The organism is Pseudomonas sp. 18-147, assembly GCF_051048045.1.
Lineage (GTDB): Bacteria > Pseudomonadota > Gammaproteobacteria > Pseudomonadales > Pseudomonadaceae > Pseudomonas > Pseudomonas aeruginosa.
Genome location: NZ_CP182296.1, coordinates 527,367 through 541,374, shown reverse-complemented (window position 1 = coordinate 541,374; position 14,008 = coordinate 527,367). Strand labels below are relative to the sequence as shown.

Sequence of the window (14,008 nt, the reverse complement as noted above, 5' to 3'; positions counted from 1 at the left end):
CATTTCCGTTTCCAGCCCCCAGCAGCGAGAACCGTCATGCCCGGCGCCCTTTCCCATATCCGCGTACTCGACCTGTCCCGTGTCCTGGCCGGCCCCTGGGCCGGGCAGATCCTCGCCGACCTCGGCGCCGAGGTGATCAAGATCGAGCGCCCCGGCAGCGGCGACGACACCCGCGCCTGGGGCCCGCCGTTCCTCAAGGATGCCGAAGGCAACGACACCAGCGAGGCGGCCTACTACCTGTCGGCCAACCGCAACAAGAAGTCGGTGACGGTGGACTTCACCCAGCCGGAAGGCCAGCGCATCGTTCGCGAACTGGCGGCCAAGGCCGACATCCTGCTGGAGAACTTCAAGGTCGGCGGGCTCAAGGCCTATGGCCTCGACTATGAATCGCTGAAGCAGGTCAACCCGAAGCTGATCTACTGTTCGATCACCGGCTTCGGCCAGTCCGGCCCCTATGCCAAGCGCGCCGGCTATGACTTCATGATCCAGGGCCTGGGCGGCCTGATGAGCCTCACCGGGCGCGCCGACAACGAGGAAGGCGCCGGTCCGGTGAAGGTCGGCGTGGCGCTGACCGATATCCTCACCGGGCTGTACTCCTCCACCGCGGTGCTCGCCGCCCTCGCCCACCGCGACGTCAGCGGCATCGGCCAGCACATCGACATGGCCCTGCTCGACGTGCAGGTCGCCTGCCTGGCCAACCAGACCCTCAACTACCTGACCACCGGCGTGCCGCCGCGGCGCCTGGGCAACGCACACCCGAACATCGTGCCGTACCAGGACTTCCCCACCGCCGACGGCGACATGATCCTCACGGTCGGCAACGACAGCCAGTTCCGCAAGTTCGCCGAGCTGGCAGACCACCCGGAATGGGCCGACGACCCGCGCTTCGCCACCAACAAGGCGCGGGTGGCCAACCGCGAGGTGCTGATCCCGCTGATCCGCCAGGCCACGGTGCTGCACACCACCGCCGAGTGGATTCTTTCCCTGGAGCGCGCCGGCGTGCCCTGCGGGCCGATCAACGACCTGGCGCAGGTGTTCGCCGACCCGCAGGTGCAGGCCCGCGGCCTGCGCGTGGAGCTACCGCACCCGCTGGCCGGGACGGTGCCGCAGGTAGCCAGCCCGATCCGCCTGTCCGAGACGCCGGTGGAATACCGCAACCCGCCGCCCACCCTCGGCCAGCACACCGACGAGGTCCTCGAGACGCTCCTCGGCCTGGACGCGGCCGCGCTGGAAAGGCTGCGCGACGGCAAGGTGATCTGAGCCCCGCGCCCCGCCCCAGCGACGCATCGGCGGATAACGCCCCACCGTACCCCGCGCAACACCGCGCAACACCGCGACGTAGGGCGCATAACCGCAACGCGGTTATCCGCCGGCCCAGCCGCGCATCGGCGGATGGCGCCCCGGGCGTTATTCGCCCTCCCGTACCCGTGTAGAAGGCGGTCGATGCCGGCGCCTCGATGGAAGCGCCACTCAGGCCGCCAGGCGGCCGCCGGCGATCGCCTCGGAGGCCTTGAGCATGGCCCGCAACAGCACCGCGCAGCCGGCGGCCAGGTCGTCGGGGCTGGCGTTCTCGATCTCGTTGTGGCTGATGCCGTTCTCGCAGGGCACGAAGATCATCCCCGCCGGACCGAGTTCGGCGAGGAAGATCGCGTCGTGGCCGGCGCCGCTGACGATGTCCATCTGCGGCATGCCCAGCGCCTGCGCCGCCTCGCGCACCGCGCCGACGCATCCCTGGTCGAAGTACAGCGGCGGGAAATCGGCGGTCGGCACCAGCTCGTATTGCAAGCCATGCTTCTCGCAGGTAGCGGCGATCACCTGGCGGACCTCGGCGATCATCGAGTCCAGGCGCTCCGGTTGCAGATGGCGGAAGTCCAGGGTCATCTTCACTTCGCCGGGTATCACGTTGCGCGAACCGGGATAGGCGTGCAGGCAGCCGACCGTGCCGCAAGCATGCGGCTGATGGCCGAGGGCCGCGCGATTGACCGCCTCGACCACCGCCGCGGCACCGACCAGGGCGTCCTTGCGCAGGTGCATCGGCGTTGGCCCGGCGTGTGCCTCGACGCCGCGCAGGGACAGGTCGAACCATTTCTGCCCGAGCGCGCCGAGCACCACGCCGATGGTCTTCTCCTCGTCCTCGAGGATCGGCCCCTGTTCGATGTGCGCCTCGAAATAGGCGCCCACCGGATGTCCGAGACAATCGCGCGCTCCCGCGTAGCCGATGGCGTCCAGCGCCTCGCCTACGCTGACACCGTCGGCATCGCGCTTGGCCAGGGTCTCCTCCAGGGTGAACTTCCCGGCGAATACGCCCGAGCCCATCATGCAGGGCGCGAAGCGCGAGCCTTCCTCGTTGGTCCACACCACCACCTCCAGCGGCGCCTCGGTTTCCACCCCGAGGTCGTTGAGGGTGCGGATCACCTCGAGGCCGGCCATCACCCCGAAGCAGCCGTCGAACTTGCCACCGGTGGGCTGGGTGTCGATGTGGCTACCGGTCATCACCGGGGGCAAGTCCGGGTTACGCCCGGGACGACGGGCGAAGATGTTGCCGACCCGATCGACGCTGACCGTGCAGCCGGCCGCTTCGCACCATTGCACGAAGAGATCGCGGGCCTGGCGGTCGAGATCGCTCAGGGCCAGGCGGCAGACCCCACCCTTGGCGGTGGCGCCGAGGCGGGCGAGATCCATCAGCGATTGCCAGAGGCGCTGGCCATCGATGTGTCGCTGGGTGGATTGCAGGACGTTCCGGGCAGTGCTCATTGTCGTCTCCTCAGGCTTGGAGTAGGTGTCGGCGGCTCGCCGGCCGCCTGTATGCCCATCAGGGCAGCGGTTTGGCCAATGCCGCCGGGCTCCGCGCACGGCGGCCGCAGAGGCCGTAGTAGAGCGCGCCGCCGAGCAGCGAGCCGGTGAACCAGCCGTAGTCGTAGAACCAGTGGAACTGGCGGTTGCCGAGGGCCATGACGGTCAGCGCCACCGGCACCGCGAAGGCGGCGAAGCCGGGCCAGTTCCAGGCCGGGTAGACGTCGTCGCGGTAGAGTCCGGCGAGGTCGAGGCGTTGCCTGCGCACCAGGAAGTAGTCCACCACCATGATCCCCGCGATCGGCCCGAGCAGGCTGGAGTAGCCGAGCAGCCAGTTGGAGTAGACGCTTTCCAGGCTGAGGTCGGAAACGATCCAGCCGAGCTTCTTCAGCAACTCGTGGGCCATCAGCGCCAGGCCGATGAAACCGGTGAGCCAGACGGCGCGGGTGCGGCCGATGAGTTTCGGTGCGATGTTCTGGAAGTCGTTGGTCGGCGAGACGATGTTCGCCGCGGTGTTGGTCGAGAGGGTGGCGACGATGATCAACGCCATCGCCACCGCCACCCAGCCGGGGCTGGGGATGTGGCCGATCAGGCTGACCGGGTCGGAAACCGTCTCGCCCACCAGCGAAGCCGAGGCGGCGGTCATCACCACGCCGAGGGCGGCGAACAGGAACATGGTCAGCGGCAGGCCGAAGATCTGCCCGAGTATCTGGTCCTTCTGGCTACGCGCATAGCGGCTGAAGTCGGGGATGTTCAGCGACAGCGTGGCCCAGAAGCCGACCATCGCCGTCAGCCCGGCCATGAAGTAGCCGGTGACGCTGGCGCCTTCCGGGCGCTTCGGCGGCTGCGCCAGCAGTTCGCTGACCGATATGTGCGGCAGCGCCCACACCAGCAGGCCGAGGCCGACCAGCACCAGCAGCGGTGCCGAGAGTGTCTCCAGCCATTTGATCGACTCCGCGCCGCGCAGCACCACCCACAGGTTCAGCCCCCAGAACAGGAGGAAACCGATCACCTCGCCGGTGCCGCCGAGGGCTTTCCAGGCGGGAAAGATCGAACCGAGGAAGAGATGGATCGCCAGCCCGCCGAACAGCGTCTGGATGCCGAACCAGCCGCACGCGACCACGGCGCGGATCAGGCATGGCACGTTGGAGCCGATGATGCCGAACGAAGCGCGCAGCAGCACCGGGAAGGGAATGCCGTAGCGGGTGCCGGCGAAGGCATTGAGGGTCAGCGGGATCAGCACAACCAGGTTGGCCAGCAGGATCGCCAGCAGCGCTTCGCCGACGCTGAGGCCGAAGTAGGCGGTGAGGACGCCGCCGAGGGTGTAGGTGGGCACGCAGATGGACATGCCGATCCACAGCGCGGTGATGTGCCACCTGTTCCAGGTACGCTGTTCCACCCGGGTCGGGGCGATGTCGTGGTTGTAGCGGGGGCTGTCGAGTACGTCGCTGCCGGCGGACAGCTCGACCAAGCCGTCGCGCTCGGTCACTTCCGATCTGCTCTGTTGCATGGGCCTCTCCAGAATTCTTTTAGTTATTCGCTCATCGGGCTAATGCGATGGCCGGAGTACCGCACCACCAGTACTGCACCTCCGGTCCGGACAATGCCGTGGCGGGCGGCATTCAATAAGCGTGCCGAAAACCCCGCGACGTCACTGGGCAGGCCGGTCTACTGGAGGTAACCGACTGATCTGAAACACTTCATCGACAACGTCGGTGACACGCCGACGGGCAGTCCGGCGTGTCACCGGGGGAAATGCGCGAGCCTGTCGCCCCGGTCAGGAACCAAAGGAGTGCAGGCGAACTTTTTTCATCTCCCCACAACCGTTCGAACACGGCTTTCAAGCGGCTGATTTTGCATGGGAAATCTCGACCTTTTTGAATTCTTGTCAAGCGCGTCAAAATGGTGAGAACCCTCACCATTTTGGTGATATTTATTTTTAATTATTTAAAATCAATAAGTTACAAACTCAAACAACCATTTGAAAATAATCTTGCTCAATCAATGATCAGCATCTAGATTCGAATCCTGTCAGCGCTGACAGGATTACAAAAGTCCTCGGCGCATGGCGAAAAAACAATTTCAAGAACCGGCAACGACCGGTCAGCCTGCGAGGAAAGACGGCATGTCCCTGTTGATCCGTGGCGCCACCGTGGTTACTCACGAAGAGAGTTATCGAGCCGACGTGCTCTGTGCCAACGGCCTCATCCAGGCCATCGGCGAGAACCTCGAAACCCCCTCCGGCTGCGACGTCCTCGACGGCGGTGGCCAGTACCTGATGCCGGGCGGCATCGACCCCCATACCCACATGCAGTTGCCCTTCATGGGCACGGTGGCCAGCGAGGACTTCTTCAGCGGCACCGCGGCCGGGCTGGCCGGAGGGACCACCTCGATCATCGACTTCGTCATCCCCAACCCGCGACAGTCGCTGCTGGAGGCCTTCCACACCTGGCGCGGCTGGGCGCAGAAATCCGCTGCGGACTACGGCTTCCACGTCGCCATCACCTGGTGGAGCGACGAGGTCGCCCGGGAAATGGGCGAGCTGGTGGCACAGCACGGGGTGAACAGTTTCAAGCACTTCATGGCCTACAAGAACGCCATCATGGCCGCCGACGATACCCTGGTGGCCAGCTTCGAGCGCTGCCTGGAGCTGGGCGCGGTGCCGACGGTGCACGCGGAGAACGGCGAACTGGTCTTCCACCTGCAGCAGAAACTCCTCGCCCAGGGCCTCACCGGCCCCGAGGCGCATCCGCTGTCGCGTCCGCCGCAAGTCGAGGGCGAGGCCGCCAGCCGCGCCATCCGCATCGCCGAGACGCTGGGTACGCCGCTGTACCTGGTGCATATTTCCAGCCGCGAGGCGCTGGACGAGATCGCCTATGCCCGCGCCAAGGGCCAGCCGGTCTACGGCGAGGTGCTGGCCGGGCACCTGCTGCTCGACGACAGCGTCTACCGCCACCCGGACTGGGCCACCGCGGCCGGCTACGTGATGAGCCCGCCGTTCCGTCCCGTCGAACACCAGGAAGCGCTGTGGCGCGGCCTGCAGTCCGGCAACCTGCATACCACCGCCACCGACCACTGCTGCTTCTGCGCCGAGCAGAAGGCCATGGGCCGCGACGACTTCAGCAAGATTCCCAATGGCACGGCCGGCATCGAGGACCGCATGGCGCTGCTGTGGGACGCCGGGGTCAACAGCGGGCGCCTGTCGATGCACGAGTTCGTCGCGCTGACCTCCACCAACACCGCGAAGATCTTCAACCTGTTCCCGCGCAAGGGCGCGATCCGCGTCGGCGCGGATGCCGACCTGGTGCTCTGGGACCCGCAGGGCAGCCGCACCCTCTCGGCCGCCACCCATCACCAGCGGGTCGATTTCAACATCTTCGAAGGTCGCACCGTGCGCGGCATTCCCAGCCACACCATCAGCCAGGGCAAGCTGCTCTGGGCCGCAGGCGACCTGCGCGCCGAACCCGGCGCCGGACGCTACGTGGAGCGCCCGGCCTACCCGTCGGTGTACGAAGTGCTCGGCCGCCGCGCCGAACGCCAGCGCCCGGTCGCCGTCGAGCGCTGATCCTTCCCGCAATACCGGACCGGCCCGTAGAGGCCGGACGGTGCCGTATTGCCGTTGACTGCCCCGAGAAGAAACCAGAAGAGAGGCTACAACCGTGATCGATTCCCTGAACCACCTCCCCCGTCCGGACGCCGGCGCGGACACGCTCGCCGAGCGCTTCGCCGACCTCGCGCCGCCGCTCAACGCCCGCCAGGCCGCCCTGGAAAGCGCCCGCTGCCTGTACTGCTACGACGCGCCCTGCGTCAACGCCTGCCCGACCGAGATCGACATCCCCGGGTTCATCCGCAGCATCGCCCAGGAGAATGTCCAGGGCGCGGCGCAGAAGATCCTCTCGGCGAACATCCTCGGCGGCAGCTGCGCCCGCGTCTGCCCCACGGAAATCCTCTGCCAGCGGGCCTGCGTACGCAACAACGCCCAGGAATGCGCACCGGTGCTGATCGGCCAGTTGCAACGCTACGCCCTCGACCACGCCGGCTTCGACGAACATCCGTTCAAGCGCTCGCCGGCCACCGGCAAGCGCATCGCCGTGGTCGGCGCCGGGCCGGCCGGGCTGTCCTGCGCCCACCGCCTGGCCATGCACGGCCACGACGTGGTGCTCTTCGAGGCCCGCACCAAGGCCGGCGGCCTCAACGAGTACGGCATCGCCCGCTACAAGCTGGTGGACGACTTCGCCCGGCGCGAAGTGGAATTCCTCCTGCAGATCGGCGGTATCGAACTGCGCCACGGCCAGCGTCTCGGCGACAACCTGGCGCTCGGCGCCCTGCACGACGAGTACGACGCGGTGTTCCTCGGCATCGGCCTGGCCGCCAGCAAGCGCCTCGGCCTGGAAGACGAGGACGCCCCCGGCCTGCTCGCCGCCACCGACTACATCCGCGAACTGCGGCAGAGCGACGACCTGCTCGACCTGCCCGTCGCCGACCGTTGCATCGTCATCGGCGCCGGCAACACCGCCATCGACATGGCGGTGCAGATGAGCCGGCTCGGCGCCCGCGACGTCAACCTGGTCTACCGCCGTGGCTTCGAGGAAATGGGCGCCACCGGCCATGAGCAGGAGATCGCCAAGGCCAGCCAGGTGCGCCTGCTGACCTGGGCCCGACCGGAACGGGTACTGCTCGACGAGCACGGCCGGGTGCGCGGCATGCGCTTCGCCCGCACGCGCCTGGAGAACGGTCGCCTGGGCGACACCGGCGAGCACTTCGAACTGGCCGCCGACGCCATCTTCAAGGCCATCGGCCAGGCCTTCGAAGGCGCCAGCCTGGGCGATCCGCTGGCAGCGCAACTGCGGCGCGACGGCGAGCGCATCCAGGTCGACGGACAGATGCGCACCAGCATCCCCGGCATCTACGCCGGCGGCGACTGCGTGGCGCTCGGCGAGGACCTCACCGTGCAGGCGGTGCAGCACGGCAAACTGGCGGCGGAAGCGATCCACGCCCAACTCATGCTCAACGTGGAGGCTGCGTGATGGCCGACCTGTCTATCGAATTCGCCGGCATCAAGTCGCCCAACCCCTTCTGGCTGGCCTCCGCGCCGCCCACCGACAAGGCCTACAACGTGGTCCGCGCCTACCAGGCGGGCTGGGGCGGGGTGGTCTGGAAGACCCTCGGCGAAGACCCCGCGGCGGTCAACGTGTCGTCGCGTTATTCCGCGCACTTCGGACCGAACCGCCAGGTGCAGGGGATCAACAACATCGAGCTGATCACCGACCGCTCGCTGGAGATCAACCTGCGCGAGATCGCCCAGGTGAAGAAGGACTGGCCAGACCGCGCGCTGATCGTGTCGCTGATGGTGCCCTGCGTCGAGGAGTCGTGGAAATACATCCTGCCGCTGGTGGAAGCCACCGGCGCCGACGGTATCGAGCTGAACTTCGGTTGCCCCCACGGCATGCCCGAGCGCGGCATGGGCGCGGCGGTGGGCCAGGTACCGGAGTACGTGGAGATGGTCACCCGCTGGTGCAAGACCCACTGCTCGCTGCCGGTGATCGTCAAGCTCACCCCCAACATCACCGACATCCGCCAGTCGGCGCGCGCCGCCCATCGTGGCGGCGCCGACGCGGTGTCGCTGATCAACACCATCAACTCGATCACCAGCGTCGACCTGGAGCGCATGGTCGCCCTGCCCGTGGTCGGCACCCAGAGCACCCACGGCGGCTACTGCGGCTCGGCGGTGAAGCCGATCGCCCTGAACATGGTCGCCGAGATCGCCCGCGACCCGCAGACCCGCGGCCTGCCGATCTGTGGCATCGGCGGTATCGGCAGTTGGCGCGACGCAGCGGAATTCGTCGCGCTCGGCTGCGGCGCGGTGCAGGTATGCACGGCGGCGATGCTGCACGGCTTCCGTATCGTCGAGGACATGCAGGACGGTCTCGCGCGCTGGATGGACAGCCATGGCTACCAGCGGCTGTCCGATTTCAGCGGCGGCGCGGTGGGCAATACCACCGACTGGAAGTACCTGGACATCAACTACCAGGTGATCGCCCGCATCGACCAGGACGCCTGCATCGGTTGCGGCCGCTGCCATATCGCCTGCGAGGACACCTCGCACCAGGCCATCGCCAGCCTGCCCCGGGCCGACGGTACGCACCGCTACGAAGTGATCGACGCCGAGTGCGTGGGCTGCAACCTGTGCCAGATCACCTGTCCGGTGGAGAACTGCATCGAAATGGTGCCGCAGGACACCGGCAAGCCCTATCTCAACTGGACCCAGGATCCGCGCAACCCCTACCGCGAAGCCTCCTGAACGCAGGGCGGCGCCCGCATCCCCGGCGGACGCCGCCCTGCCGCGCGCCGGCACGCTTCCTGCGTGCCGCTGCGGTCCGACGACGCGCAACGGCGTCTGTCGGATCGACCCGCCTTCGACTACCATTCGCCGCGGCCCGGCCGACGCTCCCGGACGGCCGGCGCCCCACGGAGACTCGCGCATGTCCGCAGACAGCAACTACAGCCAGCAACCGGTCCCGCTGGCAGCGCGCAAGAGCGCGCTGGCCCTGAGCGTGGTGATGCTCGGCCTGACCTTCTTTTCCGCCAGCATGTGGACCGGCGGCACCCTCGGCACCGGCCTGAGCTACGACGACTTCTTCCTCGCCGTGCTGCTGGGCAACCTGATGCTCGGCCTGTACACCGCGATCCTCGGCTTCATCGGCGCGCGCACCGGCCTTTCCACCCACCTGCTGGCGCATTACTCGTTCGGCAGCAAGGGCTCCTGGCTGCCCTCGGCGTTGCTCGGCGGCACCCAGGTCGGCTGGTTCGGCGTCGGCGTAGCGATGTTCGCCATCCCGGTGGCCAAGGCCACCGGCCTCGACGTCAACCTGCTGATCCTGGTTTCCGGAGCGCTGATGACCCTCACGGTGTTCTTCGGCATCGCCGGTCTGACCCTGCTGTCGGCCATCGCGGTCCCGGCGATCGTCGTTCTCGGCAGCTACTCGGTATGGCTCGCGGTGCGCGACGCCGGCGGCCTGGCGGCGCTGCAGCAGGTGACGCCGAGCGCGCCGCTGAGCCTCTCGACCGCGATCGCCCTGGTGGTCGGCTCGTTCGTCAGCGCCGGCACCCTCACCGCCGACTTCGTCCGCTTCGGCCGCAGCGCGCGTACCGCCGTGGTGGTGTGCCTGGTGGCGTTCTTCCTCGGCAACTCGCTGATGTTCATCTTCGGCGCGGCCGGCGCGGCGGCGGTGGGCAAGTCGGACATCTCCGACGTGATGATCGCCCAGGGCCTGCTGATCCCGGCGATCCTGGTCCTCGGCCTGAACATCTGGACCACCAACGACAACGCGCTGTATGCCTCCGGCCTCGGCTTCGCCAACATCACCGGCCTCTCCAGCCGCTTCCTGGCGATGCTCAACGGCGCCCTCGGCACCCTCGCCGCGCTCTGGCTGTACAACCACTTCGTCGGCTGGCTGACCTTCCTCTCCGCCGCCATCCCGCCCATCGGCGGGGTGATCATCGCCGACTACCTGAGTCGCCGCCGGCGCTACCGCCAGCACCCCTGCGCGGACATCCAGGCGATCAACTGGGCGGCGATCCTCGCCGTCGCCTGCGGCACCGCCGCCGGCCACTGGCTGCCGGGGATAGTGCCGGTCAACGCGGTGCTCGGCGCCGCCATCGCCTACCTGCTGCTCAATCCCCTGCTGAGCCGCAGCCCGAACAAACCAGAAGAGGTCCTCCATGCTGATTGACAACCTGCGCCTGCGCGGCCGCGAAGGTCTCTGGCAACTGCGCGTCGCCGATGGCCGTATCGCCGCCCTGGTACCGATGGAACAGGCCGCCGACGACGCCGGCGAGCGCCTGGACGGCGCCGGCGGTCTTGCCGTGCCGCCGTTCATCGAGCCGCACATCCATCTCGACACCACCCAGACCGCCGGCCAGCCGGAGTGGAACCGCTCCGGCACGCTGTTCGAAGGCATCGAGCGCTGGGCCCAGCGCAAGGCCCTGCTCAGCCACGAGGACGTCAAGCAGCGCGCCTGGCAGACCCTGAAATGGCAGATCGCCAACGGCGTGCAGCACGTGCGCAGCCACGTCGACGTCTCCGACCCGACCCTCACCGCGCTCAAGGCCATGCTCGAGGTGCGCGGCGAAGTGGCGCCCTGGGTCGACCTGCAGATCGTCGCCTTCCCTCAGGAGGGCATTCTCTCCTACCCCAACGGCCTGGAACTGCTGGAGGAGTCGCTGCGCCTGGGCGCCGACGTGGTGGGGGCGATCCCGCATTTCGAATTCACCCGCGAGCTGGGCGTCGAGTCGCTGCACAAGGCCATCGACCTGGCCAAGCGCTACGACCTGCCGGTGGACGTGCATTGCGACGAGATCGACGACGAGCAGTCGCGCTTCCTCGAGACCCTGGCCATGCTCGCCCATCGCGACGGCCTCGGCGCACGGGTCACCGCCAGCCACACCACGGCGATGCACTCCTACAACGGCGCCTACACCTCGCGGCTGTTCCGCCTGCTGAAACTGTCGGGAATCAACTTCGTCGCCAACCCGCTGGTGAACATCCACCTGCAGGGTCGCTTCGACGACTACCCGAAGCGCCGCGGCATCACCCGGGTCAAGGAACTGCTCGGCGCCGGGATCAACACCTGCTTCGGCCACGACGACGTGTTCGACCCCTGGTACCCGCTGGGCACCGCGAACATGCTGCAGGTGCTGCACATGGGCCTGCACGTGACGCAGATGATGGGCTACGACGAGATCGACGGCGGCCTCGACCTGATCACCCGCAACAGCGCCCGCACCCTCGGCCTGCGGGAATACGGCATCGAGGTCGGCCATCCGGCCAACCTGCTGGTGCTGCCGGCCCGCGACGGCTTCGACGCGGTGCGCCGGCAGGTCCCGGTGCGCTACTCGATCCGCGGCGGACGGCTGCTCGCCGAGACGGTCCCGGCGCAGACCACGGTGTTCCTCGAACAGGCGGAAGCGGTGGACTTCACCCGCGCCAGCTGAGCCTTCGCCGGAGCCTTCTAGCGAAGGCTCCGCTGCTCAGGGCTCCAATCCGATTCCGCGCAGGACCACGCTGGTCACCGTCTGCACCGCCCTTTCGAACTGCATGTCGCTGAGCGGCTGGTGGCCGTTGAGCACCTCGACCTGGTAGCCGAAGTCGGCGTAGTGCTGGGTGGAGGCCCAGATCATGTAGAGCAGGCTGCTCGGTTCGATCGACAGGATGCGCTTTTCCTCGACCCACTGGCGGATCTTCGCCTCCTTCATCTTGGCCCATTCGTAGAGGCTGTCGTCGAGGGTGGCGCCGAGCAGCGGCGCGCCATGCATGATTTCGTTGGCCCAGACCTTGGAGCCATGCGGGCGGGTGCGCGAATGGTTCATCTTCGCGCGGATATAGCTGGTCAATACCACCCTTGGGTCATCGAACATCTCGAAGCAGAGGGCGTCCTGCTTCCAGACCTCGAGCAGGCCGAGGAGGACGTCGCGGTACAGCTCGTCCTTGGTGCTGAAGTAGTAGTGCAGGTTGGAGCGCGGCAGTTCGGCTTCTTCGGCGATGTTGCCCATGGAGGTGCCGGCGTAGCCTTTTTCGGCGAAGACTTTTTCGGCGGCCAGGAGAATCTTCTCGACGTTGCGGCGGCGGATCTCGATCTTGTGTGTGCCCATGTGCGATCCATTACTGCGAATTCAACCAAGGCTACCAGCAAATCCGGGCGTGCGGCGACGCCCAGTCTTGCCAGGTAGCCCCTCTCAGCGACGCTTCGGACGGCGGCCGCGCAGGCGACGCCAGCCGATCCAGCAGCCGCTGGCGCAGACCACCAGGCCGCCGAGGCTGAAACCGAGCATCCACAGGTCCCACAGCGGACGCCGGGTCAGCAGCGGCAGCCAGTCCCAGCTATGCAACAGGGAAAACAGCCAGCGGCTGCCGCGCCGACCGTCGTCGAGCACGCCAACCACCGCGCCGCTGTAGGGATCCAGGTGCACCCAGGTATGCCGGGGATCGTCGAAACGCAGGCGCCAGACCGGCAGGCGCCGCTCCAGGTAGCCCATCATGCTGTGTTCTTCGCGCGGGTAGTAATAGAAGTCGTAGCGTTCCAACCGTTCGGCCTGCATCGGCACGCCCGGCAGCAGCGCGCGAGCCGCCGCCAGCAGGCGATCCGCGGGTAGCTCGCGGAGGATTTCGCCATCCGCCGTCAGCAGCAGGCTGTTGCCGCTGGCGCTGCGCCCGAGCGCATAGGGCTCGCCGTCGAGCGCCCGCCACTCCAGCTCGCGCACCCGCAACCCGGCGGCACGCAAGCGCCGCAGGACAGCGTCCGCCTCCAGTCCGGCGGGCAGCGCCCGGTCCCAGCTACCGCCCTGGTAGGCCGCGAGGTCGAGCGGCGTACCGCGGCCGAACAGATTCCACGGATTCATCGACATCAGCCCGCTGAAGATCCAGCTCAGCACCAGCGCGCCGAAGAGCAGGCCGGCGAGGTGGTGCCAGCGCTGGAAACCGCCCGCATAGGGCGAGCGCGAGCCGCTGCGATAAGGCTTGCGGAAGCGCCAGCGGAGCAGGCCGACGAGGATGCCGAGGACGGTCGCCAGGGTCGCCAGCAGCGACAGGCCGATCACCAGGTTCGCCCACTGCCCGTCGAACCAGCCGCCGCGCAGCGGATAGAGCCAGTGCAGCCAGGCGCCGAGCCAGTTCCAGGCGCGCTCCCGGCGGCTGGCGTCGCGTACCACCTCGCCGGTCTGCGAGGACAGGTAGAGCAGCCGGCCCTGCTCGTCCGCGGTCTGCACCCGCCATAGCGGCCGGTGCGGATCGAGGTTGCGGGTATGGGTCCAGGCGTCTTCCTCGATCCGCCCTTGCAACTGCATCGGTACTTCGCCGCTGAAAGCACGGGCCGAAGCCAGCACCCTGTCCGCGTCCACCGCCAGCGGTCGGCCGTCGCGCGCCGCCAGCGCACGCGTGCGTCCGTCGGCATCGTCCAGCAGGTAGGTCGGCAGGCCTCCTACGCTGGCCAGCCGGATGCTCCGCGGGGTCTTTCCGTCGCCGCCGGCGAGGGCCGTCCGCAGCGGTACGCAGTCCTCGCAGCCGTCCAGCTCGGGCAGGTGGGCCAGGCGTTCCAGCGGAGTCAGCTTGGGATAGCCGACATACAGCATGACCATGCCGGAGACGAACCAGAGCACCATCAGCAGGCAGCAGCCGATGCCCAGCCAGCGGTGCCACAGGTACAGGTAGCGTTTCATC

The 14,008-nt window shown here is 67.8% G+C and carries 10 protein-coding genes; 6 read left to right on the top strand and 4 right to left on the bottom strand.

Annotated features, from left to right (window positions below):
* Positions 1 to 36: 36 nt before the first annotated feature.
* Entirely contained in the window at positions 37 to 1,260 is a 1,224-nt protein-coding gene (locus ACM0M4_RS02445) for a CaiB/BaiF CoA transferase family protein (protein WP_003084679.1), read from the top strand.
* Between the two features lie 210 nt (positions 1,261 to 1,470).
* Here the strand turns inward: ACM0M4_RS02445 and ACM0M4_RS02440 are convergent, their stop codons facing one another.
* A complete protein-coding gene (locus tag ACM0M4_RS02440; protein ID WP_003084676.1) occupies positions 1,471 to 2,754 on the bottom strand; it encodes a Zn-dependent hydrolase in 1,284 nt (427 codons plus the stop codon).
* 58 nt (positions 2,755 to 2,812) lie between these two features.
* The gene (locus ACM0M4_RS02435) at positions 2,813 to 4,303 is read right to left on the bottom strand and encodes an NCS1 family nucleobase:cation symporter-1 (RefSeq protein ID WP_003084674.1); all 1,491 of its coding nucleotides are present in this window, start codon (positions 4,301 to 4,303) and stop codon (positions 2,813 to 2,815) included.
* 615 nt (positions 4,304 to 4,918) lie between these two features.
* Between ACM0M4_RS02435 and hydA the strand changes: the two genes are divergently transcribed.
* From hydA to ACM0M4_RS02410, 5 genes are all read left to right on the top strand, one after another.
* Positions 4,919 to 6,358, top strand: a complete 1,440-nt coding sequence (hydA, locus tag ACM0M4_RS02430) for a dihydropyrimidinase (protein ID WP_003099919.1) — start codon at positions 4,919 to 4,921, stop codon at positions 6,356 to 6,358.
* Positions 6,359 to 6,452: 94 nt separating this feature from the next.
* Entirely contained in the window at positions 6,453 to 7,820 is a 1,368-nt protein-coding gene (locus ACM0M4_RS02425; protein ID WP_003114904.1) for an NAD(P)-dependent oxidoreductase, read from the top strand.
* Complete coding sequence (preA, locus tag ACM0M4_RS02420; RefSeq protein ID WP_003118829.1) at positions 7,817 to 9,094, top strand: NAD-dependent dihydropyrimidine dehydrogenase subunit PreA; 1,278 nt, start codon at positions 7,817 to 7,819, stop codon at positions 9,092 to 9,094. The genes ACM0M4_RS02425 and preA overlap by 4 nt, the downstream gene beginning before the upstream one ends.
* A gap of 181 nt (positions 9,095 to 9,275) precedes the next feature.
* The gene (codB, locus tag ACM0M4_RS02415) at positions 9,276 to 10,526 is read left to right on the top strand and encodes a cytosine permease (protein ID WP_003084659.1); all 1,251 of its coding nucleotides are present in this window, start codon (positions 9,276 to 9,278) and stop codon (positions 10,524 to 10,526) included.
* Positions 10,516 to 11,787: a cytosine deaminase gene (locus ACM0M4_RS02410; RefSeq protein WP_003084657.1), complete on the top strand. Its 1,272-nt coding sequence runs from the start codon at positions 10,516 to 10,518 to the stop codon at positions 11,785 to 11,787. The genes codB and ACM0M4_RS02410 overlap by 11 nt, the downstream gene beginning before the upstream one ends.
* Before the next feature lie 36 nt (positions 11,788 to 11,823).
* Here ACM0M4_RS02410 and ACM0M4_RS02405 read toward each other — a convergent pair whose 3' ends face one another.
* Together ACM0M4_RS02405 and ACM0M4_RS02400 are read right to left on the bottom strand one after the other, a co-directional pair.
* Positions 11,824 to 12,444 (bottom strand): TetR/AcrR family transcriptional regulator, encoded by a 621-nt coding sequence (locus ACM0M4_RS02405; RefSeq protein WP_003084655.1) that lies wholly within the window; start codon positions 12,442 to 12,444, stop codon positions 11,824 to 11,826.
* A gap of 84 nt (positions 12,445 to 12,528) precedes the next feature.
* Positions 12,529 to 14,007, bottom strand: a complete 1,479-nt coding sequence (locus tag ACM0M4_RS02400; RefSeq protein ID WP_003117911.1) for a PepSY domain-containing protein — start codon at positions 14,005 to 14,007, stop codon at positions 12,529 to 12,531.
* Position 14,008 lies beyond the last annotated feature (1 nt).